We start from the raw sequence: 14,140 nt of genomic DNA, 5'->3' as shown, positions 1-14,140 counted from the left end.
GGCAGGGGGCCGATGTCTTTCTTTGGGAAGGGCTTATGCTGTGGAAAGAGTCATTGGAGACCGGCCCTGACAAGGGCGACGGATGGGATGTGCGAGGCTTTGCTCCTGACGTCTCGGCTCAGGACCGAACGTCCCACCCGCCGCCCAGCGCACGGAAGGAGGCGATGGCGGCCTGGGCGGTGCCGGCGCGGGCGCGGATACGGGCGTCGCGGGTGGCGAGCAGGCGGCTGTCGGCATCCAGCACCTCGATCAGGCTGACGACACCGCCCTTATAGGCGGCGAAGGAGGCCGCGCGTGCCCTGGCGAGTGAATCCTCGCCTGCGGCGAGCACGGCTTCCTGGCGGCTGCGGTTGCCGAAAGCCGAGAGCGAATCCTCCACATCCTGCGTCGCGCGCAATACGGACAGGCGGTAGGCGGCGAGCGCTTCGGAATTGCCGCCGCGCGCCGCGGCGACCTCCGCGTCGATGCGGCCGAAATCGAATAGCCGCCAGCGCAGCCCGACGCCGCCCTGCGCCTGCATGGCGCCGCCGGTGAGGAAGCCGCCGGCCGCGGTGGTCGCCGTGCCGAGCAGGCCGGAAAGCGAAATCTTGGGATAATATTCGGCGATGGCGGTCCCGATCCGCGCATTGCTGGCGGCGAGCTTGCGTTCGGCGACGATGATGTCCGGCCGGCGGCGCAGCAGGTCTGCAGGCGTGCCGGCGCCGGCCAGGGTGGGCGCTGCCGGGATGGGTGCGGCGGTGGCGAGCTCGGCGCGATGCGTGCCAGCGGGCGTAGCGAGCAGCACGTCGAACGCATTCATCGCCTGGTCGAGCGCCAGGGTCAGATCCGGAACGGTCGCCTGCACCTGCGCCAGCGCGCCTTCCGCCTGGCGCGCCTGCAGCTCGGCAGCGATTCCCTTGCTATATTGCAGGCGGACCGTGTCGAGCAGGCGCTGCTGTGTGTCGATCTGCGCCTGCGCGACGGCGAGGCGTGCCTGAAGGCCGCGGATGACCACATAAGTGTCGGCGGTTTGGGCCGCGACGGCGAGCCGGGAGGCCGCCGCCGCGGCCGCCGCCGCCTGATACTCGGCGCGCGCCGCTTCCTGCTGACGGCGCAGGCCGCCGAACAGGTCGATCTCCCAGCTCGCGTCGAGATCCGTCTCGTATAGCGCCCCGTCGCGATCGTAGCCGGGCTGCGCGCTCGCGACGCGGCCAAGCGCCGTCTGGTTCGACTGGTGGCCTGCGGCGGCCTGCCCGCTGACCTGCGCCGAGGGCAGCAGCGCTGCGGTGGCGCTGCCGAGCTGCGCACGGGCCTGGGCGACGCGGGCCATCGCCTGGGCGAGATCGAGGTTCTCGGCCAGCGCAGCCGTCACGTAACGGGTGAGCAGCGGATCGTCGAACCCATCCCACCAATGGGCGAGGTCGGCCGGCGCGGCGGCCGGTGCGGCGCTGCCCATATAGGCGGCGGGAAGGGCGACCTCCGGGCGGGAATAATCCGGCCCCACGGCACAGGCGGAAGCGAGCAGCGGCAGGGCTGCAAGGAGCGGAGAGCGCAGGCGCATGGGCGGTCCAATGGCTGGAATTCTTTAGTGACTAATAATCAATATAGTCACTTGTTGTCAATTCCCAGTCCCACGGTTATCTTCGGATCCATGACAACAGAAACTCTCGATACGCTCGCCGTCGGCCATCGCGGCCCGGGCGATCACATGATCCGGCAACAGATCATCGAGGCCGCCGAGGCGCATTTCTCGCGCTATGGCTATAACAAGACGACGGTCTCCGATCTCGCCAAGGCGATCGGCTTCTCCAAGGCCTACATCTATAAATTCTTCGATTCGAAGCAGGCGATCGGCCAGGCGATCTGCGCCCAGACGCTGGAACGGCTGCTGGAGCAGGCGCAGGCGGCGGCAGATGGCGGCGCCGATGCGACGGATAAAATTCGTAAGTTTTTCAAAGCAGTGATCGGTGCAAGTGCCGAGCTCTTCTTCGATGACCGCAAGCTTTATGAGATTGCGATGCATTCGGTGGTCGAGCAATGGCCGTCCTGCGTCGCCTACTGCGCTGGGCTGGAGCAGATTGTCCGCGTGATCATCCTCGAAGGCCGCGCCGCGGGCGAGTTCGAGCGCAAGACGCCGATCGACGAAACGGCGCGCGCGATCATGAGCGTGATGGAAGCGTTCGTGAACCCGGTGATGCTGCAATATAAGCTTGACGATCTGCCCGATGGGCCGCTGGAGGTGACGAACCTCATCCTGCGCAGCCTAGCGCCCTGAATAGTTACACGCATGGTTGTGACTAGTTGACATATTGGTCACAAGAATAGAAAAGCGGTGTTCAGCTTTCCCAGGCAGGACCCCACCATGCCGACTCCGACCCGCCTTTTCCAGCAGCGCAGCGCCACGCTCCTAGCGCCGCTCTCCGCTCTCCTGCTGCTCGCCGCCTGCGGCCATGCCGAGGCCGATCCGCGCACCGAGCCTCCGCTCGTCCGCATTTCCACGGCCGGGCCGGCGGCGAGCGGCGACGACAGCTACACCGGCATCATCGCCTCGCGTATCCAGAGCAATCTCGGCTTCCGCATCGCCGGCAAGGTGATCGAGCGGCTGGTCGACACCGGCCAGGTGGTGCGGCGCGGCCAGCCGCTGATGCGGATCGACGCGACCGACTATATGCTCGCCACCCGTCAGTCCGAGGGCTCGGTGGCCGCGGCGCGCGCGACGGCCGTGCAGACCGCGGCGGACGAGGCGCGGTTCCGTGATCTGGTGGCGGCGGGCGCCGTCTCCGCTTCGCAATATGACAAGGCCAAGGCCGACGCCGATGCTGCCCGCGCGCAGCTCGCCGCGCTGCAGGCGCAGGCGCGCGTGGCGCATAACGAGGCCGGCTATACGCTGCTCGTCGCCGATGCCGACGGCACCGTCGTCGAGACGTTGGCCGAGCCCGGCCAAGTGGTGACGGCGGGTCAGCCGGTGGTGCGCCTCGCCCATGCCGGCCCGCGCGAGGCCACGATGAACCTGCCCGAGACCGAGCGGCCGGCGATCGGATCGACCGCGCGGGCGACCCTGTTCAACGGCAGCAGCAGCATCGCGCGGCTGCGCCAGCTGTCCGACGCCGCCGATCCCCAGACGCGCACCTATGAGGCGCGCTACGTGCTGGAAGGGGCGGCCGCCGCGGCGCCGCTCGGGTCGACCGTCACCCTTTCCATCGGCGGCAAGACCGGGCCCGCGTCCGGCTATCAGGTGCCGCTCGGCGCGCTGCACGATGGCGGCGCCGGGCCGGGCGTCTGGGTGCTGGGCGCCGGAGACAAGGTGCATTGGCGGCGCGTGCAGGTCGCGGCGATGGATGCCGAGAGCGCGACCGTGACGGCCGGCCTCAAGCCCGGCGAGCGCTTCGTGGCGCTCGGCGCGCATATGCTGCACGATGGCCAGCAGGTCCGGCCCGCGCTGCAGGTGGCCAGCCGATGAGCGGCTTCAACCTCTCCGCGCTGGCGGTGCGGGAGCGGGCGATCACCCTTTTCCTGATCATCGCCTTGTCAATCGCCGGCATCTACGCCTTCCTGAAGCTCGGCCGCGCCGAGGATCCCGCCTTCACCGTCAAGACGCTGACCGTCATCACCGCCTGGCCCGGCGCGACCGCACAGGAGATGCAGGACCAGGTGGCCGAACCCCTGGAGAAGCGGCTCCAGGAGCTGACCTGGTATGACCGGGCCGAGACCTTCACCCGGCCCGGCCTCGCCTTCACCACCCTGACCCTCAAGGACATGACGCCGCCGGCCGACGTACCGGAGGAATTCTATCAGGCGCGCAAGAAGCTGGCGGACGAGGCCTCCAAGCTCCCGCGCGGCGTGACCGGGCCGTTCGTCAACGACGAATATTCGGACGTCACCTTCGCGCTCTACGCGCTGAAGGCGAAGGGCGAGCCGCTGCGCGTGCTGGCGCGCGAGGCGGAGACGCTGCGCCAGCGGCTGCTGCACGTGCCGGGCGTGCGCAAGGTCAACATCATCGGCGAGCGGCCCGAACGCATCTTCGTGGAATTCTCACAGGCGCGGCTTGCGACGCTCGGCGTCACGCCGCGCGACATATTGTCGGCGCTGTCCGCGCAGAATCTGGTGACGCCGGCCGGATCGATCGAGGCCAAGGGGCCGCAGGTGATCGTGCGCCTCGACGGGGCGTTCGACGGGCTCGATGCGATCCGGGCGATCCCGATCGTCGCCCAGGGCCGCACCCTGCGCCTGTCCGACATCGCCGACGTGAAGCGCGGCTATGAGGATCCGGCGACCTTCCTGGTGCGGCACGAGGGCGAGCCGGCGCTGCTGCTCGGCATCGTCAAGCGCGACCGATGGAACGGTCTCGATCTCGGCAAGGCGCTGGACAGCGAGGTCGGCGCGATCGGCAAGGAGCTGCCGCTCGGCCTCTCGCTCAGCAAGGTGAGCGACCAGGCGGTGAACATCCAGGAAGCCGTCGGCGAGTTCATGCTGAAATTCTTCGTGGCACTCGCGGTCGTCATGGCGGTCTGCCTGGTCAGCATGGGCTGGCGGGTCGGCATCGTCGTCGCCGCGGCGGTGCCGCTGACTCTCGCCACCGTATTCGTGATCATGATGGCGACGGGCCGCGAGTTCGACCGGATCACCCTCGGCGCGCTGATCCTCGCCCTCGGCCTGCTGGTCGACGATGCGATCATCGCGATCGAGATGATGGTGGTGAAGATGGAGGAGGGGTTCGATCGCATCGCCGCCTCCACCTACGCCTGGAGCCACACCGCCGCGCCGATGCTGAGCGGCACCCTGGTGACGGTGATCGGGCTGATGCCGGTCGGCTTCGCCAAGTCGAGCGCGGGCGAATATGCCGGCAACATCTTCTGGATCGTCGGCTTCGCGCTGATCACCTCCTGGGTGGTCGCGGTGGCGTTCACGCCCTATCTCGGCGTCAAGCTGCTGCCCGAGATCGGTCGGATCAAGGGCGGCCATGAGGCGATCTACGACACGCCGCGCTACAACCGGCTGCGCCGGATGCTGGCGGCGATCATCCGCCGCAAGTGGAGCGTCGCAGGCGCGGTGGTCGGCGCCTTCGTGATCGCGGTGTTCGGCATGGGCGCGGTGAAGCAGCAATTCTTTCCGACTTCGGACCGGCCGGAGGTGCTCGTCGAGGTGCAGATGCCCGAAGGCACGAGCATCGAGCAGACCAGCGCGGCCACGGCCAAGGTGGAAGCGTGGCTGCGCAAGCAGCCGGAGGCGCAGATCGTGACCGCCTATGTGGGGCAGGGCGCGCCACGCTTCTTCCTCGCCATGTCGCCCGAGCTGCCCGATCCGTCCTTCGCCAAGATCGTGATCCGCACGCCGGACGAGAAATCGCGCGAGGCGCTGAAGCTCCGCGTCCGCCGCGTCGTCGCCGAAGGGCTGGCGCCGGAAGCGCGGGTCCGTGCGACGCAACTCGTCTTCGGGCCCTATTCGCCCTTTCCGGTCGCCTTCCGCGTGAATGGCCCCGATCCCGACAAGGTGCGCGCGATCGCCGCGGACGTCACGAAGGTGATGCAGGCCAGTCCGGACATGCGCCAGGTCAACAGCGACTGGGGCGAGCGGGTGCCGGTGATGCATTTCGCGCTCGACCAGGATCGGCTGCGCGCGATCGGCCTCACCTCGCAGGATGCGGCCGAGCAGCTCCAGTTCCTGCTGACCGGCACCACCGTCACCCAGGTGCGCGAGGATATCCGCACCGTCGACGTGGTGGCGCGCAGCGGCGGGGCGGAACGGCTGGATCCGGCGCGGATCGGCGGCTTCACCCTGATCGGTGCGCAAGGCCAGCATGTGCCGGTGGCGCAGATCGGGCGGATGGAGGTGCGCATGGAGGATCCGATCATGCGTCGGCGCGACCGCGTGCCGACGATCACGGTGCGCGGCGACATCGCAGAGGGGCTGCAGCCGCCCGAAGTCTCGATGGAGATGGAAAAGGCGCTGGCGCCGCTCAAGGCAAAGCTGCCCGCCGGCTATCGCATCGACACGGCGGGCGCGATCGAGGAGGCGGGCAAGGCCAATGCCGCGCTGGCCGCCGTCTTCCCGATCATGATCGCGCTGATGCTGACCGTGATCATCTTCCAGGTGCGCAGCTTCTCGGCGATGGCGATGGTGATCGCGACGGCGCCGCTCGGCCTGGTCGGCGTGGTGCCCACCCTGCTGCTGTTCGGACAGCCCTTTGGCTTCAACGCCATCCTCGGGCTGATCGGCCTCGCCGGCATATTGATGCGCAACACGCTGATCCTGATCGGCCAGATCCACAATAATGAGGCGGATGGGCTCGATCCCTATCATGCGGTGGTGGAGGCCACGGTGCAGCGGGCGAGGCCGGTGATCCTGACCGCGCTCGCCGCGGTGCTGGCCTTCATCCCGCTGACCACCTCGGTCTTCTGGGGATCGCTGGCCTATACGCTGATCGGCGGCACGTTGGGTGGTACGGTGCTGACGCTCGCCTTCCTGCCGGCGCTGTATGCGATCTGGTTCCGGATCGACGGGCGCGACGAGGCGGGCGAGGAGTCCGGGGCGGAGAAGATGCTGCCGGTATCCGCTTAGGGCTGGGCGGTTCGGCAACGAATGCCCGGCGGCAGGTAGACAGGCCGGCGAGCACGACCGCGACGATCATGGAGAGCAAAACAGCGCGGACAGTGCGGCTAGCGCAGTGCTGCCGTATCGCGCGACAGAATATTTATGGGCTGAGCGATCATGCTGGAACGCAACCCTGACGCGAGGGTGCCGTGGCCTTCGCTGTTGCGTGGCCCCGGCATCCCCGGCTCGGCGCCGTTCAGCGTTTGCCGACCCGACTCTTGCGCGCCGCATAACGCGCGTCGCGTGCGGCTTTCCGCTCTGCTTCGGTCAGCACCGGTTTACTCGCCGTCTTGGCTGCCTTCTCAAGCGCTTTCGCTTTCCGCGCTGCCTTCTCGAGTTCCCAGGCCGCTCGCTTTTCCTCCCGTGCCTTGGCTTCGGCAGCCTCGCGGGCGAGCCGTGCCGCGTGGCGCTCGGCAAGGGTTGCCGCATCCACTGGCTCCTTGGTGCGCAGTTTCTCGAGCGCGGCCTGTTTTGCCTGTGCGGAAAGGGCGGCGCGCTCCTGGAAGGTCGGCTGTTTGAACGACGGCATGTAAGCGATGAAATCCTTTGTGGTTGGGATGTGCGCAGATAGGACAGACGGAGTGATTCTGCAAAAGGCACGGACAATGGCCCGGGGCGGAGCAGTGGAGCAGGCATGACACCTCGTGAACTCATCGGTACCGCATCCATTCCCGGCGGCGGAGAACTCCGGCTCGTCCGGCGCGGTGCCGACTTCATGATCCTGCTCGATCGCAACGAACTGATGAGCAGCCGCATGAGCGGATCGGAAGAGGCGCTCGCCACTATGACGCTGGACCGGCTGCGCGGTGACCACGAGCCGCACATCCTCATCGGCGGATATGGCATGGGCTTCACCCTGCGGGCCGCGCTCCGCCGGCTCGGTCCGCAGGCGCGCGTGACAGTCGCCGAATTGATCCCGGAGATCATCGAGTGGGCGCGCGGCCCGATGCAGGATATGGCGAACGGGTGTCTCGATGATCCGCGCGTCACGGTCTCGCTACGGGACGTCGCGCTGACGATCGGCGAGGCAGCAGACAGTTATGACGCCATACTGCTCGACGTGGACAACGGACCCGACGGCCTCGTCCGCCTGGACAATGACCGGCTCTACACGCTGGCGGGTCTCGGCGCTGCCAAGAAAGCCTTGCGGCGGGGGGGTGTGCTGGCGGTCTGGTCTGCGGCGCCTGACGCCCGTTTTACGCGGCGCCTGGCGACGGCGGGCTTCGCTGTAGAGGAAATTGGCGTGAGTGCGCGCAGCAGCGGCAAGGGGCCGCGACACGTGCTATGGTTCGCCTCGAAGCGCTGACAGTGCCGAGCATCCGCATGCTGCCAATTGCCGCATCGAGAAGTCAAGCAGCGGATTTTATGGAGGGTGAAAGAATCGAAATATTCCGGCCATCGGATCGCGAAAGAGAAGCTGTCATATTTATTTTGTAAAATAATGTCTCCAAGGCTATCTCGAAGTAGCCGCACAAGTCGCGCTATTCGTTATACCATTCATAGTGTGACATGTTTCGCGGAAAGGAGTCTCTCTCGGAGACTTCTCTGTATAGCCCTGTGCGACCTGAACGCACGCGAGCAATCTCGACGATGTTCACGCTGACCGGCCTCGGACGTTGATTCGTTCGGTGAAAAGAATGTCGAGCAAATCTGCCAAGCTCGTGGCGCCTAATTTGCGCCTCGCCCGCGCACGATGAATCTCTACGGTTCGAGGGCTAATGCCAAGCATTTCAGCGATCTTCTTGTTGGTCATGCCGCGCCCGATGCCTCCCAGGACCTCTCGCTCGCGCGGAGAAAGCCCGTCGAGCAGGGAGTGCGGGCATTCGAGCCGGGCTAGCGCGGAAGCCCATCGTGTATGGTCATATGGCTTCACCAGCAGGTCAGCCGCGCCGAGCCGCATGGCGCATATGCCTCGCTCAAGCTGGTCGGGTTCAACCTCTACGATGAAGCCGGCTATGTTCGGTAATGATTGAAGGCGGCGAAGCAAATCAGGAAAATTTTCTTCGGTTGCGTCAAGGTTGATCAGCACCCAGCCAGGACGAAGAGCCGGAGCGGCCGCAAAGAAGTCGCCAAAGCCGGCAAAAAAGAGACCCGGTTCCGGGTCGTCGCCCTTCAGCCAGGCATGTTGCGCCGGATCACAACCGATCAGGTAGCAGCATGGCGTTGGTGTCATTTTTTTTGCCTTCCGGTTTCATCGGCCTCTCCGTGAAAGGAACCCGTGATTAGCCGGTCGCGCATCGATGCGATATTCGCAAAGCTACGGATGCGATCTCTCTTTATCTCGGCCTGCATCGATGGCCGGATTCACTGTTCGGCCTTGAATGCTCAATGCGCGAGCGATAAGGGCAGGCGGCTGCCCCTCAGCATTCAGCGCGGCACCCCGCCGAACACGACGTCGCTCAGCCGGCCCTGGCCATAGGCGCCATCACGAGATGGTCGGCACGCCAGGCATCGCATTTGGCCTGGATCAGCCGGTCGGTGGCATGGATGCGTCGCGCATCGAACGGACGCTGCCATGAATCTCGTGGCGACAGATAAGCTCCCGCTGCGCTGAGTGAGAGCGCGTGGCGTGCACTGCGAATAGCCGTACGTCAGACGCGAGGGCGAGCAATTCGCCCTCTGTTTCAGCGTCCAACCACCGCACCTTCGGACAGTCTGGATCGTGAGCCCCCGCAGTTCTTCGACCTGGGCTGGGTATTCGTTCTCTCCCGATCATGTTCTGCCATCTGTCCGTGTTTCCAGGGGCAGTCGCCACGCAGCGGAGGCCAGACCAGTCGTTCTAGGTCGGGTCAGGGACATTGGCGACAAAAGTAACGAACCTTCACGGGTACGATGGGCGATACATGGCCATGGTTTCGTGTAGCTTCCACAGGGACCGTAACAATCCTGAATCCGCGCTAATTCGGGAGTTCACCATTCTGTTGACGTTGAGACAGGCTGACCTGTCAGCCGCGATCCACTTCTGTCGTACCTCTGGATCGGACCTTGGCTGAAGCCATGTCGATATCCGGTGGCAATGGGCGGGATTCGGAACATTACGGATGGCGAGCAGCAAGCGCTCGGCCCAGCCTCCCGACGGTGGCCGCACTCGCGTCACGGTGTGCGAGACTGATGATGACGATCCGCAATCTGCAAACCTTGTTCAATCCGGGCAGCATCGCTTTGATCGGAGCGTCGCAGACAAAAGACAGTGTCGGGGCGATCGTACTCGAGCAGTTGCTTAGCGGCGGCTTCGACGGACGCATCTATGCTGTCAACCCGCATGAATTTGATCGCGAGGGTATCTCTTGTTTTGCGACCATCGGCGATTTACCCGAAGCGCCCGACCTCGCTATCGTGATGGTGCCCGCACAAGCCGTTCCCGATGTCATTGCCGAGCTTGGGAGCAAGGGCACGCGCCTTGCCGTCGTGTTGAGCGCGGGGCTGACGCCGGCGAGCGGTCTTTGTCAGAAGATGCTCGAGGCGGCGAGGCCATATTGCCTGCGCATAATCGGTCCCAATTGCCTCGGGGTGATGATGCCGCGTGTGAAGCTCAACGCAACCTTTGCCTGCACGAGACCGCGTGCGGGGGGGCTTGCCCTGATTTCGCAGAGCGGTGCGCTCATCACAGCGATCGTCGATTGGGCGGAGCATCGTGGCATTGGGTTTTCCGGGATTATATCTGCAGGTGACATGGCCGACGTAGACCTCGGCGACTTGCTCGACCTGTTCGCCGTGGATCCGGCAACCGAGGCGATCCTGCTGTATGTGGAAGGCGTGACCAATAGCGTCAAATTCATGTCGGCCGCGCGTGCTGCTGCGCGCAGCAAGCCGGTGATTGCCATCAAGGCAGGCCGGACATCCGCCGCAGCCCGCGCTGCCCTGTCTCACACGGGGGCACTTGCCGGATCCTACGATGTCTATCGGGCGGCATTCGAGCGAGCGGGGATCATCCTCGTCGATACACTCACGGAGATGTTCGATGCAGCCGAGATACTGGGCACGCGCAGGCGTGCGCGTGGGAATCGGCTGGCTATCGTCACGAATGGCGGCGGTGCGGCCGTCCTTGCCATCGATGTGATGGACAGGGCAGGCGCCGAACTTGCGATACTGTCCGAGCAGACCGTGGCGACGCTGGATGCATTATTGCCATCCAGCTGGTCCCACGCAAATCCGGTCGACCTGATCGGAGATGGCGGCCCGGAGCGTTATCGTCACGCCATTGGCGCGGTTCAGGCAGATGAAGGGGTGGACGCGGTGCTGGTAATGCACTGTCCCACGGCGACAGCGGACACGGCCGCCGTCGCGCAGGTCGTTGTCGACTGCGATGCGGCTGCCGGGAGGGCAAAGCCGATACTCGCCTGCTGGCTTGGCGACATCAATTGCGAGCACGTCCGTAGCATGATGCACGACGCTGCTATCGCACTTTATGCGACGCCGGACGATGCCGTTCGCGGGTTCGGCTATCTGATCGCTGCGCGTCGATCGGAGGACATGCTCAGAGATGCCGTAGAGGTTACGACCCGCTTCTCGCCCGATCGACCGCACGCGAAATCGATATTGAACCGTGTCCGCGCCGAGAGGCGCACGGTGCTCAGCGAGGTGGAAGCCAAGGATTTGCTTGCGGCTTATCAGGTGCCTGTCGTGCCGACACGACTCGTGCGCGGAGAGGGCGAGTTCGAAGAGGCTTGCGCCCACATCCAGCCGCCCTATGTCGTCAAGATCGTCTCTCCCGATCTCACTCACAAGTCCGACGCTGGAGGCGTGGCGCTGCACCTTGCGGACCGAAATGCCGTGATGGCGGCCGCCGCAGTGATGGAGACGCGCATCCGGCAGAAGTATCCCGAGGCGGAAATACGGGATTTGCGTTGGAACCGATGTGTGTCCGTTCCGCTGCCCGTGAGATCATCGTGGGCATGGCCACCGATGAGACCTTTGGGCCCGTGATCATTGTTGGTGCCGGTGGCAAGGCGGTGGAGCGTCTTGCCGACAGGGCGATCGATCTGCCGCCGATTGACCATGGCCGCGCGCTGACGATGATCAGCCGCACGCGGATTGCACGACTCCTCGACGGTTTTCGCGATGAGGCGCCTGCCGATATTTCAGCTCTTGCAGTGGTGCTGGAGACGCTTTCGGCAATGGTGATAGATATGCCCGATATTCTGGAAGTCGATATCAATCCCCTGCTGGTCGATGCCGACGGTGTCGTCGCCCTCGATGCTCGGGTCCGGATCACGCCGGAGCCGCGCTTCGATTCCACACTTGTCATCCGCCCGGTTCCTATGGAGTGGTCAGCCGAACTCGCTACCCGGACGGGCTATCGCTTCCACGTCCGGCCGGTTCTCTCCGGCGATGAGCCATTGCTGGCCCGATTTTTCGAGCGGGTCGCTCCGGACGATCTGCGCCATCGCTTCTTGAGTTCGATCCGCAAAGTAAGCCATGATCAGCTTTCGCGGATGACGCGGGTGGACTATCGGCGTACCATCAGCTTCCTCGGCTTCGATCCAGACGGCTCTATCATAGCGGTGGGTATGCTGGCTGCCGATCCCGATCGCACGCATGCCGAGGTCGCGCTCGCCACGCGGGCTGATCGCAAGCAACGCGGCATCAGCTGGTCGCTCCTTTCCCATATAATGCGCTATGCGAAGTCTGAAGGCATTCATGTGGTGGAAGCGATCGAGCAATCCGATCATCTCGAAGCGATCCGCATGGAAGAGGAGATGGGCTTTACAGCCGCACCTGATCCCAATGATCCGACCCTCTGGGTTGCGCGGCGTGTCATGACGCCGTCACAAGACGAGCAGACGCCATGACATCGCGCAGGATCCTGATCATCGACGGGCATCCAGATCCCGAACCCGCGCGTTTTGTCCATGCTCTCGCCCGGCGATATGCCGACGGAGCCGAATCGGCTGGTCATCTCGTGCGCGGCATTCGAATAGGGGAACTGGATTTTCCGTTCATCACGTCCCGACACGACTGGGACGGGGACTATGTGCCAAACGACATCCGCCGCGCGCAGGAAGCCATTTCCTGGGCAGAGCATCTGGTGATCCTCTATCCGCTCTGGCTCGGCGATGTGCCAGCGCTGCTCAAGGCGTTCTTTGAGCAGGTTATGCGCCCCGGCTTTGCATTCAATCCGCGCGAAGGAAGGATGCCCGAGAAGCAATTGAAGGGACGTTCGGCACAGATTGTCGTGACGATGGGTATGCCGGCGCTGCTCTACCGCACATTTTATGGCGCCCACAGTGTGAAGAGCCTTGAGCGCAATATCTTGCGCTTCGTGGGAATCGGGCCGATCCGGCACACCCTCATCGGTGACGTTGAGGGGGCTGCGGCGGAACGGGAGGCTTGGCTCGACGACCTTTTTGGGCTCGGCGAGGGCGCGCTCTGATCATTGAGCGCATAAGGACCATGCCCGGCAGCAGCGGCAGCCACAATGTGAGAAGGCGTAAGAGCATCGTCGCCGTGAATGCGGCCTCGACCGATATGCCGAGCAGATGAAGCGTCGCTGTCGAGGTCGCTTCGAAGCTTCCAAGACCGAGCGGAATCGGGCCAAGCGTCACGATGATCGACGCCATGATGAGCGCAATGAACGCGGTGGCGAAGGATGCGGTTTGGCCGAGGGCGTGCAAGCAGGCATAGAGCGTCGCGGCATCGGCGAGGAAGATCAGCGCATTGCATGCGGTCACCTCGATCAGCAGATGCCGGTCCGACAATAAAGCCGCCGGTGCACGCCTTGCGCTATCCAGCAGCCCGCGAACGAAGCCGATCCGTTCGATGCGCTTAGGCAGCGGTCGGCTGCCTCGCCGTCGCAGCCAGAGAGCCAAGGCCGGTATGGCAAAAGCCACGAGCAGGAAGGTAGTGACGATCCCCGCCATGAGCGGGGTCGCGCGATTGTGAAGCCACAGCAACAGGAGCATCGCGAGTGCGAAGCACGAATAGGCGGCATAAAAGCCGATCATCGAGACGAGCAGCGCCGCGACGGCCGTACCGCGTGCGACGCCCAATGTGCAGAGCTGATCGACCAGAAGGACATTGCCTCCCATTCCGGCGGTGGGCAATGCCTGATCGGCGAACAGCTTCGTCACGGCGATCCGCATCAGGCGAAGCAGCGGCCTCGGTGCATCCGCGCGGGCAAGAACGAAGCGCCATCCCGAAGCCACGCTGACATAGGTCGACAGTTGCAGTAGCAACGCTGCACCAAGCCAGATCGGACGCGCCCGGGCGATGATCGTCCCGAAATTGCGAATTTCACCATAATGCAGCACGGCGCCTGCAAGCATAGCGACGACCGCCGCTCCGAAAAGCCAGCTACGCCAGCCGCTGCCCGGGCGCCAACGCTGCGAACCGCTACTGAAGGCCGTGGGTTCCGATGCCATTCCGAACATCCTGCAGCTGTCCGTGACCTGGTCGGCATGATCGGAGATTCTGCCTGGGGCGGGTAAGACATCGTTGCATAACCGCATCAGGCCCTTGCTGCCGATGAATCGCCGTACATAGTTCAAGATCGCGGACGGGCTTACCGCCGTGTGTCGCGCCGCGCATCGGGAAGCTTACGTAGCTTTGCGGATTTCGCATGCATGTGGCG

At 64.7% G+C, this 14,140-nt stretch carries 10 protein-coding genes and 1 pseudogene; 7 read left to right on the top strand and 4 right to left on the bottom strand.

Annotated elements, in window-relative coordinates:
• Window positions 1-118: 118 nt before the first annotated feature.
• Window positions 119-1,540 (bottom strand): efflux transporter outer membrane subunit, encoded by a 1,422-nt coding sequence (locus tag GQY20_RS26405; RefSeq protein ID WP_157220167.1) that lies wholly within the window; start codon window positions 1,538-1,540, stop codon window positions 119-121.
• A gap of 90 nt (window positions 1,541-1,630) precedes the next feature.
• Between GQY20_RS26405 and GQY20_RS26400 the strand changes: the two genes are divergently transcribed.
• From GQY20_RS26400 to GQY20_RS26390, 3 genes are all read left to right on the top strand, one after another.
• Entirely contained in the window at window positions 1,631-2,254 is a 624-nt protein-coding gene (locus GQY20_RS26400) for a TetR/AcrR family transcriptional regulator (protein ID WP_157220166.1), read from the top strand.
• Window positions 2,255-2,341: 87 nt separating this feature from the next.
• Window positions 2,342-3,439, top strand: a complete 1,098-nt coding sequence (locus GQY20_RS26395; protein ID WP_157220165.1) for an efflux RND transporter periplasmic adaptor subunit — start codon at window positions 2,342-2,344, stop codon at window positions 3,437-3,439.
• Window positions 3,436-6,537 (top strand): efflux RND transporter permease subunit, encoded by a 3,102-nt coding sequence (locus tag GQY20_RS26390; protein WP_157220164.1) that lies wholly within the window; start codon window positions 3,436-3,438, stop codon window positions 6,535-6,537. The genes GQY20_RS26395 and GQY20_RS26390 overlap by 4 nt, the downstream gene beginning before the upstream one ends.
• Window positions 6,538-6,766: 229 nt before the next feature.
• On the opposite strand, the gene GQY20_RS26385 is transcribed toward GQY20_RS26390, so the two are convergent.
• The gene (locus tag GQY20_RS26385; RefSeq protein WP_157220163.1) at window positions 6,767-7,099 is read right to left on the bottom strand and encodes a DUF6481 family protein; all 333 of its coding nucleotides are present in this window, start codon (window positions 7,097-7,099) and stop codon (window positions 6,767-6,769) included.
• A gap of 105 nt (window positions 7,100-7,204) precedes the next feature.
• Between GQY20_RS26385 and GQY20_RS26380 the strand changes: the two genes are divergently transcribed.
• Window positions 7,205-7,876: a spermidine synthase gene (locus GQY20_RS26380; RefSeq protein WP_157220162.1), complete on the top strand. Its 672-nt coding sequence runs from the start codon at window positions 7,205-7,207 to the stop codon at window positions 7,874-7,876.
• Between the two features lie 288 nt (window positions 7,877-8,164).
• On the opposite strand, the gene GQY20_RS26375 is transcribed toward GQY20_RS26380, so the two are convergent.
• Window positions 8,165-8,743, bottom strand: coding sequence for a response regulator transcription factor (locus GQY20_RS26375; RefSeq protein WP_157220161.1), 579 nt, complete (start codon window positions 8,741-8,743; stop codon window positions 8,165-8,167).
• A gap of 824 nt (window positions 8,744-9,567) precedes the next feature.
• Here GQY20_RS26375 and GQY20_RS26370 point away from each other — a divergent pair.
• The 3 genes and pseudogenes from GQY20_RS26370 to GQY20_RS26365 all read left to right on the top strand — a co-directional run.
• Window positions 9,568-11,723 (top strand): annotated as a pseudogene (locus GQY20_RS26370) (acetate--CoA ligase family protein); the annotation flags it as partial.
• A complete protein-coding gene (locus GQY20_RS32295) occupies window positions 11,700-12,362 on the top strand; it encodes a GNAT family N-acetyltransferase (protein ID WP_408641141.1) in 663 nt (220 codons plus the stop codon). The pseudogene GQY20_RS26370 and the gene GQY20_RS32295, both read left to right, overlap by 24 nt.
• Window positions 12,359-12,943 (top strand): NAD(P)H-dependent oxidoreductase, encoded by a 585-nt coding sequence (locus GQY20_RS26365; protein WP_157220160.1) that lies wholly within the window; start codon window positions 12,359-12,361, stop codon window positions 12,941-12,943. Before GQY20_RS32295 ends, GQY20_RS26365 begins: the two co-directional genes overlap by 4 nt.
• Here the strand turns inward: GQY20_RS26365 and GQY20_RS26360 are convergent.
• A complete protein-coding gene (locus GQY20_RS26360; RefSeq protein WP_157220159.1) occupies window positions 12,861-13,931 on the bottom strand; it encodes a lysylphosphatidylglycerol synthase transmembrane domain-containing protein in 1,071 nt (356 codons plus the stop codon). The two genes, GQY20_RS26365 and GQY20_RS26360, sit on opposite strands and share 83 nt — an antisense overlap.
• Window positions 13,932-14,140: the final 209 nt, after the last annotated feature.

The organism is Flavisphingomonas formosensis (genome assembly GCF_009755815.1).
Classification (GTDB): Bacteria; Pseudomonadota; Alphaproteobacteria; order Sphingomonadales; family Sphingomonadaceae; genus Flavisphingomonas; species Flavisphingomonas formosensis.
This window is presented reverse-complemented; position numbering and strand designations above follow the sequence as displayed.

Excerpts from the sequence above, each read along its gene's own strand:
- GQY20_RS26405 (WP_157220167.1), bottom strand. The coding sequence starts at position 1,540 with ATGCGCCTGCGCTCTCCGCTCCTTGCAGCCCTGCCGCTGCTCGCTTCC.
- GQY20_RS26400 (WP_157220166.1), top strand. The coding sequence starts at position 1,631 with ATGACAACAGAAACTCTCGATACGCTCGCCGTCGGCCATCGCGGCCCG.
- GQY20_RS26395 (WP_157220165.1), top strand. The coding sequence starts at position 2,342 with ATGCCGACTCCGACCCGCCTTTTCCAGCAGCGCAGCGCCACGCTCCTA.
- GQY20_RS26390 (WP_157220164.1), top strand. The coding sequence starts at position 3,436 with ATGAGCGGCTTCAACCTCTCCGCGCTGGCGGTGCGGGAGCGGGCGATC.
- GQY20_RS26385 (WP_157220163.1), bottom strand. The coding sequence starts at position 7,099 with ATGCCGTCGTTCAAACAGCCGACCTTCCAGGAGCGCGCCGCCCTTTCC.
- GQY20_RS26380 (WP_157220162.1), top strand. The coding sequence starts at position 7,205 with ATGACACCTCGTGAACTCATCGGTACCGCATCCATTCCCGGCGGCGGA.
- GQY20_RS26375 (WP_157220161.1), bottom strand. The coding sequence starts at position 8,743 with ATGACACCAACGCCATGCTGCTACCTGATCGGTTGTGATCCGGCGCAA.
- GQY20_RS32295 (WP_408641141.1), top strand. The coding sequence starts at position 11,700 with ATGCCCGATATTCTGGAAGTCGATATCAATCCCCTGCTGGTCGATGCC.
- GQY20_RS26365 (WP_157220160.1), top strand. The coding sequence starts at position 12,359 with ATGACATCGCGCAGGATCCTGATCATCGACGGGCATCCAGATCCCGAA.
- GQY20_RS26360 (WP_157220159.1), bottom strand. The coding sequence starts at position 13,931 with ATGGCATCGGAACCCACGGCCTTCAGTAGCGGTTCGCAGCGTTGGCGC.